Annotated in this window: 14 protein-coding genes; 9 read left to right on the top strand and 5 right to left on the bottom strand. The window is 36.7% G+C overall.

Going from position 1 to position 16698, the window contains the following annotated elements:
• Nucleotides 1-5: 5 nt before the first annotated feature.
• Nucleotides 6-3320, top strand: a complete 3315-nt coding sequence (treS, locus tag ACKGJN_RS13465; RefSeq protein ID WP_409540070.1) for a maltose alpha-D-glucosyltransferase — start codon at nt 6-8, stop codon at nt 3318-3320.
• Nucleotides 3313-5532 carry a 1,4-alpha-glucan branching protein GlgB gene (gene glgB / locus ACKGJN_RS13470; RefSeq protein WP_409540071.1) on the top strand — a complete coding sequence of 740 codons (2220 nt, stop codon included), beginning with the start codon at nt 3313-3315 and terminating at the stop codon, nt 5530-5532. The genes treS and glgB overlap by 8 nt, the downstream gene beginning before the upstream one ends.
• Nucleotides 5533-5601: 69 nt before the next feature.
• Here the strand turns inward: glgB and ACKGJN_RS13475 are convergent, their stop codons facing one another.
• Nucleotides 5602-6183, bottom strand: a complete 582-nt coding sequence (locus ACKGJN_RS13475; RefSeq protein ID WP_409540072.1) for a hypothetical protein — start codon at nt 6181-6183, stop codon at nt 5602-5604.
• Between the two features lie 222 nt (nt 6184-6405).
• Here ACKGJN_RS13475 and ACKGJN_RS13480 point away from each other — a divergent pair, with 222 nt between their 5' ends.
• Nucleotides 6406-7284, top strand: coding sequence for an AraC family transcriptional regulator (locus tag ACKGJN_RS13480; RefSeq protein ID WP_409540073.1), 879 nt, complete (start codon nt 6406-6408; stop codon nt 7282-7284).
• 72 nt (nt 7285-7356) lie between these two features.
• Here ACKGJN_RS13480 and ACKGJN_RS13485 read toward each other — a convergent pair whose 3' ends face one another.
• Nucleotides 7357-7710, bottom strand: coding sequence for a 4Fe-4S dicluster domain-containing protein (locus tag ACKGJN_RS13485; protein WP_409540074.1), 354 nt, complete (start codon nt 7708-7710; stop codon nt 7357-7359).
• 152 nt (nt 7711-7862) lie between these two features.
• On the opposite strand from ACKGJN_RS13485, the gene ACKGJN_RS13490 reads away from it, so the two are divergent.
• The 6 genes from ACKGJN_RS13490 to ACKGJN_RS13515 all read left to right on the top strand — a co-directional run bounded on the left by ACKGJN_RS13490 (nt 7863) and on the right by ACKGJN_RS13515 (nt 15064).
• On the top strand, nt 7863-8918 hold the full coding sequence (locus ACKGJN_RS13490) for an acyl-CoA reductase (protein ID WP_409540075.1): 1056 nt from the start codon (nt 7863-7865) through the stop codon (nt 8916-8918).
• Between the two features lie 346 nt (nt 8919-9264).
• Nucleotides 9265-10329 (top strand): 3-phosphoserine/phosphohydroxythreonine transaminase, encoded by a 1065-nt coding sequence (serC, locus tag ACKGJN_RS13495; protein ID WP_409540076.1) that lies wholly within the window; start codon nt 9265-9267, stop codon nt 10327-10329.
• A 90-nt stretch (nt 10330-10419) separates the two neighbouring features.
• Nucleotides 10420-11382 carry a D-2-hydroxyacid dehydrogenase gene (locus ACKGJN_RS13500; protein WP_409540077.1) on the top strand — a complete coding sequence of 321 codons (963 nt, stop codon included), beginning with the start codon at nt 10420-10422 and terminating at the stop codon, nt 11380-11382.
• Between the two features lie 271 nt (nt 11383-11653).
• Nucleotides 11654-12079, top strand: coding sequence for a DUF6146 family protein (locus tag ACKGJN_RS13505; RefSeq protein WP_409540078.1), 426 nt, complete (start codon nt 11654-11656; stop codon nt 12077-12079).
• A 42-nt stretch (nt 12080-12121) separates the two neighbouring features.
• A complete protein-coding gene (locus ACKGJN_RS13510; RefSeq protein WP_409540079.1) occupies nt 12122-12424 on the top strand; it encodes a DUF6787 family protein in 303 nt (100 codons plus the stop codon).
• Between the two features lie 390 nt (nt 12425-12814).
• Nucleotides 12815-15064 (top strand): TonB-dependent receptor, encoded by a 2250-nt coding sequence (locus ACKGJN_RS13515; RefSeq protein ID WP_409540080.1) that lies wholly within the window; start codon nt 12815-12817, stop codon nt 15062-15064.
• A gap of 110 nt (nt 15065-15174) precedes the next feature.
• Here ACKGJN_RS13515 and ACKGJN_RS13520 read toward each other — a convergent pair whose 3' ends face one another.
• The 3 genes from ACKGJN_RS13520 to msrA are packed head-to-tail and all read right to left on the bottom strand — an operon-like array spanning nt 15175 to nt 16666.
• Nucleotides 15175-15483, bottom strand: a complete 309-nt coding sequence (locus ACKGJN_RS13520) for a hypothetical protein (protein WP_409540081.1) — start codon at nt 15481-15483, stop codon at nt 15175-15177.
• A gap of 42 nt (nt 15484-15525) precedes the next feature.
• Nucleotides 15526-16119 carry a GTP cyclohydrolase I FolE gene (gene folE, locus ACKGJN_RS13525; protein WP_409540082.1) on the bottom strand — a complete coding sequence of 198 codons (594 nt, stop codon included), beginning with the start codon at nt 16117-16119 and terminating at the stop codon, nt 15526-15528.
• Complete coding sequence (msrA, locus tag ACKGJN_RS13530; RefSeq protein ID WP_409540083.1) at nt 16112-16666, bottom strand: peptide-methionine (S)-S-oxide reductase MsrA; 555 nt, start codon at nt 16664-16666, stop codon at nt 16112-16114. Before msrA ends, folE begins: the two co-directional genes overlap by 8 nt.
• Between the last annotated feature and the right edge of the window lie 32 nt (nt 16667-16698).

A 16698-nucleotide genomic window follows, 5' to 3' on the forward strand; every position in this document is an offset into this window, starting at 1 on the left:
CAGCTATGTTAAACCAATCAAATATAGAAGAGGAATTATATTGGTATAAAGATGCCATCATCTACGAATTACATATAAAAGCATTTTATGACAGTAATGGGGATGGGATTGGGGATTTTGCCGGTTTAATGGAAAAACTGGATTATCTGGAAGACCTTGGAGTAACCGCAATCTGGCTGCTTCCTTTCTATCCTTCTCCTTTAAAAGATGATGGGTACGACATTGCCGATTATTACACGATTAATCCCTCTTACGGTGATATTAAAATATTTAAAAAACTTATAAAAGAAGCTCATAAACGCGGATTAAAAATAATTACGGAGTTGGTTATAAATCATACTTCCGATCAACATCCTTGGTTTCAAAGGGCCAGAAAGGCACCTAAAGATTCCAATTACAGGGATTATTACGTGTGGAGCGAAGATCCAAATAAATTCAAAGATGCAAGGATTATCTTTACCGATACCGAACCATCGAATTGGACCTGGGATCCTGTAGCGAAATCCCATTTCTGGCATCGGTTTTTTTCCCATCAACCCGATCTTAACTTTGACAATCCAAATGTACAGGCCGAAATTTTTAAGATCATGGATTTTTGGTGTAAAATGGGAGTAGATGGTTTTCGCCTTGATGCAGTTCCTTACCTCTATGAACGAGAAAACACCAATTGTGAGAACTTACCTCCAACGCATGAATTCCTGAAGAAATTAAGAGCCCACGTAGATAAACATTTTGACAACAAACTTTTACTTGCGGAAGCAAATATGTGGCCTGAAGATTCTGCCGCCTATTTTGGTGATGGGGACGAATGTCATATGAATTATCATTTCCCAATAATGCCCAGGATGTTCATGGCCGTTAAAATGGAAGACCGCTACCCTATTATAGACATTATAGACCAAACTCCTGAAATTCCAGAATCCTGCCAATGGGCAATATTCCTGAGAAATCATGATGAATTGACCCTGGAGATGGTGACAGATGAGGAACGGGATTATATGTATAAGGTATATACCAAAGATCCTCAGGCAAAAATAAATGTTGGGATAAGGCATCGGCTAGCTCCTTTACTGGAAAATAACCGTAACAAGATTGAATTGATGAATATGCTTTTGTTTTCCCTGCCAGGAACTCCTGTAATTTACTATGGGGATGAAATTGGAATGGGGGATAACTTTTATCTGGGTGACCGGGACGGAGTAAGAACTCCAATGCAATGGACCGCCGATAGAAATGCAGGGTTTTCTAAAGCAAATCCGCATAAACTATACCTTCCAGTCATCACTGATCTGGAATACAAATATGAATCGGTAAATGTTGAATCTGAGTTGATGAACTCTTCTTCCCTGCTCTGGTGGATGAAACGGGTAATAGGAATGCGGAAAAAATTTAAGGCATTTGGCCGTGGTGATATTAAATTCCTATCTCCTTCAAATGCCAAAATTTTAGCCTTCACCAGAACCTATCAGGAAGAGGAAATATTGATTCTAATAAATCTATCCAGGTTTTCACAACCTGCAGAACTGGATCTTTCAGCCTATTTGGGTTATATTCCGGTTGAGGTATTCAGCCATAATAAATTTCCAAAAATAACCGAACAGCCCTACTTATTTACAATGAATCCTCATGGGTATTATTGGTTTTTACTGGAAGAACAAAAAGGATCTGTTGAAAATGATTCCCAGTTGCCTTCCCTTCAAATTAAAGATTGGGAAGACCTGTTTAAAAATAAGATACGGGCAAAACTGGAAAATAATATTCTTCCTTCCTACCTTAAATCCTGCCGATGGTTTGGTGGAAAGTCAAGGGTTATTCAAAATATTTCGATAGTGGGTCACCTAAATATTCCTGTGACAGAACAAAAGGCAACCCTTCTTACCATTGAGGTAAATTACAACGATGGAATGCCGGAAGTTTATCAGCTACCTATTTCTTTTTCATCCTATAAAAAAGAGGAAGTAATTAAAGAAATTCCCAAAAAAGGGATTATCTGCCATCTTAAACTTAAAGAGGAAGAAGGTGTTTTATTTGATTCCGTTTATAATGAAGATTTCAGAAATGTGCTTTTCCAAAATATACGAAAAGGACGAAAAATACAAAGTGGATCCGGAAGGCTGACTTTTTACCACAGTACAGCAAGCACATCTATGGATAAAGGTGAGATTCACTCAAAAGTACTCAATGCCGAACAAAGCAATACGTCCCTTATTTATGATGATAAATATTTTCTGAAATTATACCGAAAACTCGACAATACCATCAATCCTGATCTTGAGATCACCCGGTATTTATCTGAAAAAACCGATTATAAAAATGCTCCTAAATTTGTTGGAGCTATTGAATACAACCCCACTGAAAAAAGCACTATTGTTTTAGGCATGATGCAGGATTTAATCCCCAATCAGGGAGATGCATGGGATTATACCAAAGATTCTTTAGAACGGTTTTTTGAAAGGGTGTTGACAAAAAAAGATATAAATATAGAACTTGCTGCCGGACCTCTTACGGTTGCTCTTCCATATCAGGAATTACCGCAATCTTATAAAGATTTAATAGGGGTTATATTTCCTGAACGCGTTTATCTGCTTGGCCAACGAACTGCAGAGATGCATCAGGCACTAGGTTCACAACCGGAAGAAAATGATTTTGAACCTGAACCTTTTACTTTACATTATCAGCGATCTTTATTTTCCTCCTTGCAAACTTTAACCAGAAGTTCCTTTCAGAATTTACAGAAAAACCTTAAAAATTTACCGGAAGAATTCAGGGATGAGGCTAAAGAAGTTCTGGATATGAAGGGTGATGTCCTCAAATGTTTTAAACGGGTATACAAGCACAAAATACCCATTATGAAAATAAGAACTCATGGCGATTATCATTTAGGGCAGGTACTATGGACTGGAAAAGATTTCATTATTATTGATTTTGAAGGAGAACCTGCAAGGGCATTTAGCGAAAGAAGATTGAAGCGTTCCCCTCTTCGGGATATTGCGGGAATGGTGAGATCTTTTCATTATGCCGCCTATAGCAGTATAATGGAGCCTGAATTCAACCAACAGAAAAAAGAAAAGGATCTCGAAAAGTGGGCAGAATCCTGGTATTATCATGTAACCAGAATTTACCTTCAGGGGTATTTAGACACCGTGGGAGAAAGTAATTTTATCCCAAAAGAGCAGGAAGATTTTGATATCTTAATGGAAACCTTTCTACTTGAAAAAGCGGTTTATGAACTTAATTACGAACTTAATAATAGACCCGATTGGTTATTAATACCATTGCGGGGCATAAAATCAATAATAGGGAGGTATAGAAATGGCTAAAAAAGAAGTAAATAAAAACCCAGCTAAAAAAGATAAGATCTCCAATAAAGATCTTAAAAAAGGAACCGCTTCTGAAGAAGTAAACGATAGTGGAGGCAGCAAGAAAAAAATATCTGAAACCAAAGAGACAGAGAAAAAACCGGTGAAGGCAAAGAAAAAAGCACCTGCAAAAGGAAAAACAATCGGTAAGGAAACATCACCAGCAAAAAAAACTACCAGCACAAAAAAGACCTCGGATAAAAAATCAGGGAAAAGCACTGTGAAAGATATCAAGTTAAAAGAACGGGATAAAAAAGCCTTAGAAACTTTGAAAAAAGTCTCTCTCATTTCAGAATATGATGTGCATCTTTTTAAGGAAGGAAAACATTTTCATCTTTATAAAAAACTGGGCTCTCACATTGTTGATTCTGCAGGATTCAAAGGTGTTTACTTCGCGTTATGGGCACCCAATGCAAGGGAGGTTTCTGTAATAGGTGATTTTAATAATTGGTTTAAAAATGCCAATGAAATGATCCCGCGACAGGATGAATCGGGTATTTGGGAATTATTTATCCCGGAGGCAAAAAAAGGAAGTATTTATAAATATTTTATCCGTTCCAATTCCGGTTATGAAGCTGAAAAAGGGGATCCCTTCGCATTCATGTGGGAAATACCGCCCAATACCGCCTCTGTGGTATGGGATCTTGAAAATACCTGGAGCGATGGAAACTGGATGGAAAACCGGAAAAAGAATGTCGGAAAAGAAAAACCTGTTTCCGCGTACGAATTGCATATTGGTTCCTGGAAAAGGGTTCCGGAAGATGGCAACAGGTCACTCTCTTATAAAGAAATGGCTCATGAGCTTCCCGGCTATCTTAATGAATTGGGCTTTACCCACGTAGAATTTATGCCGGTTATGGAACATCCTTTCTTTGGATCCTGGGGATACCAGGTTACCGGATATTTTGCGCCATCCAGCCGTTTTGGAACACCGCAGGATTTTATGCACCTCATAGATGCCTTGCACCAGGCCGGCATTAGAGTAATCCTGGATTGGGTTCCCTCCCATTTTCCTTCCGATCTTCACGGATTGCATTATTATGATGGGAGCTTCCTCTTTGAACACGAAGATCCACAAAAGGGATTTCATCCGGACTGGAAGAGCTATATCTTCAATTATGGAAGAAATGAGGTACGGGCTTTTCTTATAAGCAATGCATTGTTTTGGCTTGATAAATTCCATGCCGATGGGTTAAGGGTAGATGCGGTAGCTTCTATGCTTTATCTGGATTATTCCAGAAAAGATGGGGAATGGCAACCCAATGAATTTGGAGGAAATGAAAATCTGGAAGCAATAAGCTTTTTAAAGGAATTCAATGAGGTTGTTTATGATGAGTTTCCCGATGCCATTACTATTGCCGAGGAATCTACGGCCTGGCCTATGGTTTCAAAACCAACCTATATGGGAGGTTTAGGATTTGGAATGAAATGGATGATGGGCTGGATGCATGACACGCTTGAATATTTCCAGAAAGATCCTGTTCATAGAAAACATCATCAAAATACGATCACTTTCAGTACGAATTACGCGTTTACCGAAAATTTTATGCTTCCGCTTTCCCATGATGAAGTAGTCTATGGGAAAAAGTCTATGTTAAGTAAAATGCCCGGGGACCGGTGGAATCAATTTGCAAACCTAAGAACACTTTATTCCTATATGTTTGCACATCCTGGAACCAAACTGATATTTATGGGAGGTGAATTCGGACAAAATTCAGAGTGGGATCACGATTCCAGTCTGGAATGGCATTTAACCAATGAAGATTCGCATAAAGGAATTCAGCGAACATTAGCTGCTTTAAATCATCTATATAAAACCGAACCGGCACTTTATGAAAAAAGTTTTAAGCCGGAAGGTTTTGAATGGATCGATTTTAAGGATGCAGATAGCAGCGTCATCAGTTTCCTGAGAAAAGGGCAGGATAATAAAGACAATGTTTTGGTAGTATGTAATCTTACTCCTATTCCCAGAGAAAATTACAGAATTGGTGTTCCTGAAGCTGGAAAATGGCATGAAATCTTTAACAGTGATGCTAATAATTTTGGCGGCAGTAATTTAGGAAACAAGGATTTTGTAAATTCAGAAGCTACGCCTACACATGATAAGGCCCATTCGGTCTCTTTAACGCTTCCTCCTATGGCAGTGATCTTCTTAAAAAGAGAGCTGTCCTGATAAATAATATATATGATGAAAAAATCCTGCTAATAAGCAGGATTTTTTTTGTTAAGGTTTACAGTCTTTTTAACCAATCTTCAATGCTTTATAAAACTTCTGACCATCAATAATGATCTCCACGTTATAGATACCGGATGGAACATCATAAAAATCCAATGTTTTTTTAATGGTCAGCTCCCTGCTTTTTAGCTTTCCAACTAAAATCCCTTTAGAGTCATAGACCTTCATTTCCGCAATAATTTGCCCGGGATTACTCAAAAAGACTCTAACCTGTCTTTTCTCAATTTCAAAACAAGGTTTAAAAACAAACCCTGATAGTTCGTCGATTTCCAGTCCGTTTTCTGTTTTCTCAATAGAAGTAATAAGCAGACTGCCTTTTTTATCCAGATTTAGGTAGTAAATACCGTTTGGAACCAATTCAAGATTGAATATCTTTTCATAAGCTCCCATCTTACCAATGCTGTCCTTAAAAAGAACCTTCCCAAAAGTATCCTTCAATAAAAGAATATCTCCTTTTTCACCTCTATTAAGCTCTACTTTCAAATTTTGTCCGTCTAAGACCTTAACATCTAAATCTTCGGCAGCTCCCATCATAAATCCTATGCTTAGGAATAATACCAACAAAGCATTTTTAAATACATTTTTCATAATTTTCAATTTAAAGGTTAATACTTTAATAATTATGAAACAAATATAGAGTGTGTTCTGAAGGATAAATACAATTAAATAACCCTATTAATGTATAATATTAACCTCTTAAAGTTTACTTAACATTAAAATAAGGTAAAAAAGCACATAATTACGTTAATTTTGTAAACGAGAAAGGCTGAAATCCTGTTTAAATTATTCTTATTTAAATAATGTATATTCATGAAAAATCTATTAAAACCGAAATTCGAAAAAATAGTGCCTTCCTTTGGAAGTTCATTTTCCTACCGGATATATAATAAAAATCAGCAAAATAAAAATCATACATTTTGGCATTATCATCCGGAACTGGAGTTGGTATATGTAAATGGTGGTTCAGGCAAAAGACAAATTGGAAGTCATATTTCCTATTACAGGAAAGGAGATTTGATCTTAATAGGGTCTGACCTGCCGCATTGCGGCTTCACAGATAGTCTTAGCGATCACGAATGTGAAACTGTGATTCAAATTAAGCCAGATTTTTTAGGCGCTTCCTTTTTTGACATACCCGAGATGAAAAATATAAAGGTGCTTTTGGAAACCTCGAAAATGGGGATTGTATTTCATGGTGAGGAGAAAAGAAGGATTGGAAAAGAAATAGAAAATCTGGAAACCAGGAATAACTTTGAAAAATTAGCAGGACTTTTGAATATTTTGCATCAGCTGTCTGAAGCTGAAAACTATACCATCCTGAATGCACAAGGTTTTATACTTGAGGCAGAACTTCAGGATAACAACAGGATTAATGTAATTTTTAATTTTGTGAAGGAAGAATTTAAACGCCCAATTCCCCTGGAAGAAATTGCCGGGATGTCCAATATGACCGTTCCCTCTTTTTGCAGATACTTTAAGAAAATAACCGGAAAAACCTTTGTTCAGTTTGTAAATGAATACAGGTTGGTTCATGCCGCTAAATTATTACATGAAAAGCAAATGAGTATCCTGGATGTTTGTTTTGAAAGTGGATTTAATAATTTTAGTCATTTTAATAAACAGTTTAAAAAATTTACCGGAAAAAGCCCTTCTTATTACAGGAATGAATTAAAATATGCAGTTTCGTAAATTGTAAATGATAATTTAAAACATAAAAAATCCCGCCGGAAGCGGGATTTTTTATGTTTAATTCCAACGACTTTATGAATCGTGATGCAGGAATTTCTGTTTTGCCAATAATTCTTCTTCCGTTTCTACATGGGAATCATCAGGAACGCAACAATCTACAGGACAAACCGCTGCACATTGAGGCTCATCATGAAATCCTTTACATTCTGTACATTTATCGGGAACTATAAAATAAATCTCATCACTTATAGGCTCCTGAGCCTCTTCTGCGTCTACATTTTTACCATTGGTTAAAACCACTTTACCTTTAAGATCGGTCCCATCGGCGTAACGCCAATCATCTGCACCTTCATAAATAGCTGTATTAGGACACTCTGGTTCACAAGCTCCACAGTTTATACATTCATCTGTTATTATAATTGCCATAGTTGTTTTATTAAGTCTAAATGAATAGTTCCTGAACCTTCAAAATCAAATTATGTTTCTTTTCAGGAAATTATAGACGTATTCTAATTGATAACTTTTAATTTTGTCGTCACAAATTTAAAGCCAAAACAGTTCATAACCAAATAAGCACTATGACAATCCAGCAACGAAAATCTTATTTAATTCAGGTCGGAGTTTTTTTAAGTCAGTTTAAAAATTCGGAGATAAAAAAACGAGCCGATCTGACCAATAACGATCCTTTTTTTGACGAGATGTTGGAGCAAATTGAAATGGCTGTTCATTATAACGGATGGTTCACCAGGGAGAATGTTCTTTTTTCTCTTGAAGCATGGAGTAAGGCCCTTTCAGAAGAAAATCTGCAGAAATGGCTAAAACCTTATAATTTTCAGGGAGAACCAAAAACCATTGGCCTTGTGATGGCAGGGAATGTACCCCTGGTTGGTTTCCATGACTTTATTTCGGTTTTATTAGCCGGAAATAAGGTTTTAACCAAACTATCTTCCAATGATAAAAAATTGTTACCTATCATTTCTGATTACTTAAAAGCCTTAAATCCTGAATTTCGTGATATAATTGAATTTACAGATGGCAGAATGAATAATTTTGATGCAATAATCGCTACGGGAAGTAACAATACTGCCCGATACTTTGAATACTATTTCAGAAATAAACCGTCTATTATTCGAAAAAACAGAAATTCTGTGGCAATTCTCACCGGAGGTGAAACCCAGGAGGAACTGAAGTTACTAGGAGAAGATATTTTTAGATATTTTGGATTGGGATGTCGCAATGTTTCTAAATTATATGTTCCCTTAAATTATAATTTCGATTCATTTTTTAACGCAATGCTTCCCTGGGCACATTTAATGAATCACGCCAAATACTCCAATAACTACGATTATAATAAAGCGGTCTATTTAATGAGCAACTTCAAGCTGCTGGACAACGGATTTTTAATCCTGAAAGAAGAACCAGGTTTTGGTTCCCCCATTGCAACTTTATTTTATGAACACTACACAAATAAGGATTCTTTGATGAAAACCCTTGAAGAAAACAGGGAAAACCTGCAGTGTGTGGTTTCACAAGATTTGATGGAAAGCGAAGTACCCTTTGGCGAAACACAACATCCACAACTTTGGGATTATGCAGATAATGTTGATACGCTCGAGTTCTTGAACAAGCTTTAATGCTTATTTAGGGTATAATTTTACGATAAGCAGGCTTCCCATTTGGTTAGTCCGACGCATTTAGAATGCCGGAATCTCATCAAAATTTTAAATATTTGTTTTACAAGACTATTTTCAGAAAAAATGCTCCTCAGCTTCCTGTTAAAGTTTTTAATCAAAACCTCGGGGCAAGCCCACAATCTATGTCGCGATTATTATAGAGAGGAAAATACTTTTAAAATTCGGGTAATTAAACCCTCAATGAGGGATTTAAACCACTGTTTTTGTACCTTGCCGATGGACTAATTAGCATATAAATAACACAAAATAAGCATTGATTTAGCATCTTTGTTATAAAACTTACACTATGAAAAAACACAATTTTAGCGCAGGCCCTTGTATTTTACCGGAAACCGTATTTCAGGAAGCTTCGCAGTCAATACTTGATTTTAATAATTCCGGATTATCAATTTTAGAAATTTCACACCGAAGCAAGGATTTTGTAGATGTTATGGAAGAAGCCAGGAGCCTGTCCCTGGAACTCTTAGGATTGGAGAATAAGGGCTATAAAGCCTTATTCCTTCAGGGTGGTGCAAGCTTGGAATTTTTGATGGTCGCCTATAATTTACTTGAGAAAAAAGCTGCTTATCTCAATACGGGTACATGGGCAGATAAAGCGATTAAGGAAGCAAGGCTGTTTGGAGAAGTGGACGTAGTTGGCTCTTCTGAAAACAAAAACTTCAATTATATCCCTAAAAAATATACCGTTCCTGAAGATGCAGATTATTTTCACTGTACCAGTAATAATACCATTTTTGGAACCCAGATGAAGAGATTCCCAAAAACTTCGGTTCCTATGGTTTGTGATATGAGCAGTGATATTTTCTCTAGAGAAATGGATTTTTCCAAATTCGACCTTATCTATGCAGGTGCTCAAAAAAACATGGGCCCTGCCGGAACAACCCTGGTTATAATTAAAGAAGATATCCTGGGAAAAGTAAGCAGAAAAATCCCTGCTATGCTCAATTATAAATCGCATATAGATAAGGATAGCATGTACAATACTCCTGCTGTTTATGCGGTTTATGTTTCCCTACTTAACCTTAGGTGGTTAAAAGCGCAGGGAGGAATTTCGGGAATTGAAGAACAAAACAAGAAGAAAGCACAATTGATTTATTCTGAAATAGATATCAATCCGCTTTTTAAAGGATTTGCTGCGGAAGAAGACCGTTCAAAAATGAACGCCACCTTCAACCTTGTAAAGGATTCTTTAAAGGAACGTTTTGATAAATCGTGGAAAGATGCGGGGATCAATGGGCTTACGGGTCACCGAAGCGTTGGTGGTTACAGGGCTTCCATGTATAATGCCCTGCCTCTTGAAAGTGTACAGGTTTTAGTAGATGTGATGAGCGATATGGAGAGAAAGGCTTAAGTTTTTTATTATAGCCAACCAGCAACTCCTCCCTATATTATTATAATTAAACCTAATTTGAAAAAATTGTTTTTAGGAAAAAGAAAAAAAATGAAAATATTAGCAAACGACGGAATTTCTCAAAGCGGAATTAAAATACTTGAAGAAGCAGGCTTTGAAGTGATTGTCACTAAAGTTGCTCAGGAACAACTTACCAATTATATCAATAAGGAAAAGATACAAGTGCTTTTGGTTCGAGGTGCGACCGAGGTTAGAAAAGTCCTTATCGATTCCTGCCCTTCTCTAAAAATTATAGGACGTGGCGGAGTTGGAATGGATAATATAGATGTAGCCTATGCCCGAAAAAAGGGGATTCAGGTTATCAATACTCCGGCGGCAAGTTCCTCCTCTGTAGCCGAACTTGTTTTTGCCCACCTTTTTGGCGGGGTTCGCTATTTATATGATTCCAACCGAAACATGCCGCTTAGCGGAGATACGCAGTTTAAGAATTTAAAGAAGAATTATTCCGGCGGAACAGAACTTCGCGGGAAAACCCTTGGGATAATTGGATTGGGAAGAATTGGAAAAGCAGTTGCCAGAATCGCCCTGGGAGTTGGAATGAAAGTTATTGCCAGTGATGATCAAGTGGGAGAAACAAACATAACGCTCCATTTTTACAATAATCAGGTGGTTAAAGTGCCTATCAAGACAGAGCCTGTTGAAGACCTGATCCAACATTCCGATTTTATTACCGTTCACGTACCTGAACAGAAAAAAGCGGTGTTAGGGAAAAAAGAATTTGAAAAGATGAAGAACGGGGTTGGAATTATCAATACTTCACGCGGTGGAATCGTAGATGAGGTTGCATTGATAGAAGCCCTGGAAAATGGAAAAGTAGCTTTTGCAGGACTTGATGTTTTTGAAAATGAACCAAGCCCGGCAATAACAGTATTGATGGACCACAGAATATCACTTAGTCCACATATTGGCGCTGCAACAACTGAAGCACAGGACAGAATAGGTATGGAACTTGCCGAACAGATTGTTTCAATATTCAAGGAAGAAAAGGTTTAAACCTAATTCCATTAATTAAAATCAGAAATGTCCGGTAAAGCGTATAGATCGTTCCGCCTTTGGCGTAACTGCAATAATCAAGAACCGATACTTGATTTTATTTAACTGATAAACACTTAGTTATGATTTATTTTTTTTAAAATTACTTTAATTATCGGTATAATTGAAAAATTCAGAAAAGTAAGGTTTGTTTATTAAAAATCCCCTTGAATGTGAATTTACAGTTTTCACAAAAATGTTTACCGGACAACAATGAAATTAAATAGAAACTATGAAAAATTTAATCTACATATTGATATTGGGTTTATTTATTTATAGCTGCGGCACAAGTAGAGACCGTAATTTAAATAACACAGGAAAAGCCATGGCCAATGACACCGTGAGGATTGCAAATGACAGCCTGGAATACGAAGTTATTATTATAGAACCCGGGTTTAATTTATTTATTAATTCCATTGCCAGGCCAAAAGGCTATCATTCTCAATCCTACCTTGAAAACAAAAACCGGTTTTTGGTTTCAGATTACAATGCCCGTGTAAACCAACCTTTTCGCTATAATCCTAATTTATATGTTCAGCAAATCAATTATGATCCTAACATAGATTATGGTTATGATGTTAATTATTTATTATATAATTACTTTGTTTTTCTTTCCCGAGAATACAATCAACGATTTTCGGTTCCAACAAGAATTTAGTAACCGGTTTGTTTATAAATCCCTATATGGTATATTTGCATCATGAATAAATTAAAGCAGCGTTGGGGTATCGATTCTAATTTTCAGATCATCGTTATTCTTATTGTTTTTGCGATTACGGGTTCTTCTGCTGTAAAAATTGCCGGACCTGTTTGTGATTTTTTCGGAATTTACAGGGATACATCTCCCTGGTATTTATATTGGGCGGTTCGAATTCTTTTGATCTTCCCTATTTATCAAATTTTATTGGTTTTATTTGGTTGGATCTTTGGACAGTTCGACTTTTTCTGGAAATTTGAAAAAAAAATGTTGTCCAGACTTGGTCTTTCAAGGTTCTTAAATTAAAAAAAGTGAGTTTCTTTCAGAAATATGTATTGCTCTTTATGTCGGCGGCTTTGTTGCTGCCTTCAGTTATTAGCATCAGTCATATGTTTACTCACGAAGAAATTGTGGTGTGCGACAATCATTCGGATACGCACCTGCATAAAAAAAACATTGATTGTGAACTCTGTAAATTACAATCCACTCCATTTCTTACTTTCGAAATTCAAAACTTTAATCTTCTTCAACCTCTTGTTATAAACAAGAAGTTTTTTAATTCTTACCTGTTTTTAAGTGATTACCAGAAATTATCATTTGAGCTAAGAGGCCCTCCGGTTTCTGCATAGGTCAAATATTTTTTTTCATATTCAGATCCTGAAGGATCTGTGGTAATTAACTTTTTAAATAAAAATAATGTATAAATTAATTTATCTGGTACTCGCCTTTGCGGTATCTTCCATAACATTTGCACAAAATTCTGTATCAGGAAAAGTTATTGACGCCGAAACCAGCGAACCTGTTATGTCGGCAAGCATTTATATCTCAAAATTGGAAAAGGGAGCACTCACAAATTTTGAAGGAATGTTTCAAATTGATAATATTTCCCCGGGGAATTACAATCTTGTTATTTCTTCAATAGGATATTCCACACGTACGCTTAACGTTAGTTTTCCATTCGATGAAGAATTAATAATCAAGCTTCAGCCTTCAGCAATAGAAATGGAAGCAGTGATCGTTTCAACCCCATTTCATAAATTACAAAGTGAGAATGTTGTAAGAGTTGAACGCGAAACGATAGATAATCTTAATAAATCCGGGGCTGTAAACCTTGCAGAAGGCATTGCCCTCCTTCCAGGTGTTGAAACGGTAACAACAGGAGCGGGAATAGGAAAGCCTGTAATACGAGGGTTAAGCTCTAACAGGGTTTTGGTATATGCCCAGGGAGTACGACTCGAAAATCAACAATATGGAGATGAACATGGACTTGGCCTTAGTTCCAGCGGAGTAGAAAGTGTTGAGGTAATAAAAGGTCCGGCTTCCCTGCTTTATGGGAGCGATGCTTTGGGTGGTGTTCTATATTTAAATCCTGAAAAATATGCCCTACCAGCCGACACCGAAGTTGATGCAGGCATCACGTATCACTCTAATTCCCTTGGAACCGAAACCAATGCCGGATTTAAAACCTCGGGAGATCGGTTAAAATTTCTGGTGCGGGGAAATTACGCTACCCATAGTGATTATGAAACCGGAAAAGGAATGAGGGTGACAAATTCAAGATTTGATGAAAAAGACATCAAAACCGGAATTGGATATCAGGATGAGAAATACCGGGGTGATTTAAGGTACAATTATAATAATTCCACCGTTGGGATTCCGGAAGAAATTGGTGAGCAATCCACTTCAAAAAAAGAATTATTACCATATCAGCAAATAGACAATCATATTTTAAGCTTCGACAATAAATTATTTTTTAATAATTCCAGTCTGGATATAAAAGTTGGTTATCTTTTTAATAACAGAAAAGAATTTGAAGATCATCACGGTCAAGAGGGAAATGAAGTGGAAAATGGCGAAGAAGAGGAAGGCCCCGCACTTGAAATGCACCTTGAAACTTTAAATTACGATGTGAAATACAATTCTGCTAAATGGGGAAATTTTGAAACAATTTTTGGCGTTCAGGGAATGTTTCAAACCAATAAAAATTTTGGCGAAGAAATCCTTATTCCCAATGCTGATGTTAGCGATGTAGGAATATTAGCCTTAACGCATTATCATTTGGATAGATTGGATATTCAGGCAGGAGTACGATTTGACAATAGAGTTATAGAAAGCCGGGAAATGGGAGTTTTTGGGGAAGATGAATATTTTGCTCCTATAGACAAAAGCTTCAACAGCTATAATGGTTCCTTCGGAATTAAATACGACCTTTTTTCTCAATTCATTAGCAGGTTTAATGTTGCAACCGGATTTAGGGCTCCTAATCTTGCCGAATTAACTTCAAACGGATCCCATGAAGGAACCAATCGTTTTGAACTTGGAAATCCTGATCTTACTAATGAACAAAATCTTCAACTGGATCTTGCATTGGAATACAGAAATGAGCATTTCGAACTTTTTACCAATGTATTTTACAACAATATAAACGATTATATATTCCTTAATCCTACCAACAGGTTTATTGAAGGAGATCCGGTTTTTGAATATCTTCAAAATGATGCAAAACTCTACGGCGGCGAAGCAGGACTTCACCTTCACCCCCACCCTGTTGACTGGCTTCACCTGGAAAGCAGTCTAGCCATTGTTAAGGGAGAAAAAGAAGATGGGGAAAACCTTCCATTAATTCCAGCGACTTCCATCACAAACACCCTTCGGGTTGAATTTGAAAAAGCAGCCTGGTTTAAAAACACTTATAGTTTTTTAACTGTGAAAAGTGTACTGGATCAGGAAAATATGAGTGCATTTGAAACCAATACTCCCGGTTATAACCTGTTGAGCGCAGGAATTGGAGGTTCTTTCAATCTAAATAAAACTATGATAAACCTTAGATTTAGCGGAAATAACTTGCTGAATGAAATCTATATTTCTCATTTATCAAGGCTAAAGCCGGATGGAATTCCAGATCGTGGTAGAAATATAAGCCTGAGCGTTCAAGCTTCTTTTTAATTCCCCAACAGGTTACCTCCTGAGCTTATTAAGAGGTAATTGATTTAAAACAAAATAGGTTGCCATAATGGGAACCTATTTTTATTTGTTATAGCAGTATACTATTGGAATTATATAACCTCCGCTTCAATTATAATTTCCTTTGGGGATTTCTCCTTACTCCAAACAAAGGTATATAACCACATAAGCGTAAAAGTGGGAATAATATCTGTGCCCGGAAGTATCTCTTCAAGAAATACAATTACAGAAGCTATTTTTCCTTTTTTTCCGGGATACATTTCACTCATCTGTTTTGCGGCGTATGGCGCCCATATTAAATCAAGAAATGGTCCTGCAACGGGAATAGCATAGGTTGCCATCCCTATGGCATCGTATATGATACCTCGTATCAATAACTTATTTTTCAGGTTCTTCATCATTTTAGAGTTTTTACGGTTTTAATAACGCAAAAAAAATGCCACTTATTTTAAGTCTGAGGTTATAAGTTTCAAAAATTCATTCCTTGTTTCAATTTTCTTAAATTGTCCTCTAAACCCCGAGGTAGTTGTAACACTGTTTTGTTTTTGAACACCCCGCATCATCATACACAAATGCTGTGCTTCAATAACCACTGCAACCCCTTTTGGTTTTACGACCGTATTTATACATTCCAGGATATCATGAGTTAGGCGTTCCTGAACCTGCATCCTTCGTGCAAAAACATCCACAATTCTTGGAAGCTTGCTTAACCCTACAATTTTCCCATCCGGTATATAGGCTATATGGGCTTTTCCAAAGAAAGGTAACATATGATGTTCACATAGAGAATATAACTCGATATCCTTTACGACCACCATTTCGTCATAACTTTCGTTAAACATAGCTTCCTCCAATATCTTTTTTGGATCTGCGGAATAGCCCTGCATTAAAAACTGCATGGCTTTAGCAGCCCTCTCAGGAGTTTTCACAATACCTTCCCGGGAAATGTTTTCACCAAGATGTCCTATAATGTTTTTAAAGTTTTCCTGCAGCTCACCGGTAACTTCCTCATTGTATTCTTCGAAATATTTATACATTTTCTTTTTTTAATTTTTCTGAAAACAGTTCTTTCAATTTTTTGATTTTAGGATCAATTATTACCTGGCAGTACTGCTGTTGCCTGTGTTTGCTGTAATATTCTTTATGTTCCGGTTCAGCTTCATAATACGCTGAAGCCTCCGTGACTTCCGTTACTATCTTATTTGAAAAAATCTTCTCTCCTTCAAGACGTTGAATAACTGCCAGAGCCTTTTGCTTCTGTTCTTCTGAATGATAAAAAATGGCACTCCGGTATTGTGTTCCAACATCATATTGCTGCTTATTAAGTGTTGTTGGGTCATGAGTACTAAAGAAGATATAAAGCAATTCTTCAAAAGAAATTATTTGAGGGTCAAAGTGAATTTCAATAGCCTCTGCATGCCCGGTTCGTCCGGTAATAATCTCCCTGTATGCTGGATTTTTAATATCGCCACCCGTAAAACCGGGGATAACTTTAACCACACCCTTTATCCGTTCAAAAACAGCTTCGGTGCACCAAAAACAACCTCCAGCCAGGGTTGTTATCTCAATTTCCTGATTTTCCATTCTACATTTTTATTTTGTTTAACAAAAGTAAT

The sequence above is a fragment of the Gillisia xinjiangensis genome, assembly GCF_046298265.1.
GTDB classification, from domain to species: domain Bacteria; phylum Bacteroidota; class Bacteroidia; order Flavobacteriales; family Flavobacteriaceae; genus Gillisia; species Gillisia xinjiangensis.

Excerpts from the sequence above, each read along its gene's own strand:
- treS (WP_409540070.1), top strand. The coding sequence starts at position 6 with ATGTTAAACCAATCAAATATAGAAGAGGAATTATATTGGTATAAAGAT.
- glgB (WP_409540071.1), top strand. The coding sequence starts at position 3,313 with ATGGCTAAAAAAGAAGTAAATAAAAACCCAGCTAAAAAAGATAAGATC.
- ACKGJN_RS13475 (WP_409540072.1), bottom strand. The coding sequence starts at position 6,183 with ATGAAAAATGTATTTAAAAATGCTTTGTTGGTATTATTCCTAAGCATA.
- ACKGJN_RS13480 (WP_409540073.1), top strand. The coding sequence starts at position 6,406 with ATGAAAAATCTATTAAAACCGAAATTCGAAAAAATAGTGCCTTCCTTT.
- ACKGJN_RS13485 (WP_409540074.1), bottom strand. The coding sequence starts at position 7,710 with ATGGCAATTATAATAACAGATGAATGTATAAACTGTGGAGCTTGTGAA.
- ACKGJN_RS13490 (WP_409540075.1), top strand. The coding sequence starts at position 7,863 with ATGACAATCCAGCAACGAAAATCTTATTTAATTCAGGTCGGAGTTTTT.
- serC (WP_409540076.1), top strand. The coding sequence starts at position 9,265 with ATGAAAAAACACAATTTTAGCGCAGGCCCTTGTATTTTACCGGAAACC.
- ACKGJN_RS13500 (WP_409540077.1), top strand. The coding sequence starts at position 10,420 with ATGAAAATATTAGCAAACGACGGAATTTCTCAAAGCGGAATTAAAATA.
- ACKGJN_RS13505 (WP_409540078.1), top strand. The coding sequence starts at position 11,654 with ATGAAAAATTTAATCTACATATTGATATTGGGTTTATTTATTTATAGC.
- ACKGJN_RS13510 (WP_409540079.1), top strand. The coding sequence starts at position 12,122 with ATGAATAAATTAAAGCAGCGTTGGGGTATCGATTCTAATTTTCAGATC.
- ACKGJN_RS13515 (WP_409540080.1), top strand. The coding sequence starts at position 12,815 with ATGTATAAATTAATTTATCTGGTACTCGCCTTTGCGGTATCTTCCATA.
- ACKGJN_RS13520 (WP_409540081.1), bottom strand. The coding sequence starts at position 15,483 with ATGATGAAGAACCTGAAAAATAAGTTATTGATACGAGGTATCATATAC.
- folE (WP_409540082.1), bottom strand. The coding sequence starts at position 16,119 with ATGTATAAATATTTCGAAGAATACAATGAGGAAGTTACCGGTGAGCTG.
- msrA (WP_409540083.1), bottom strand. The coding sequence starts at position 16,666 with ATGGAAAATCAGGAAATTGAGATAACAACCCTGGCTGGAGGTTGTTTT.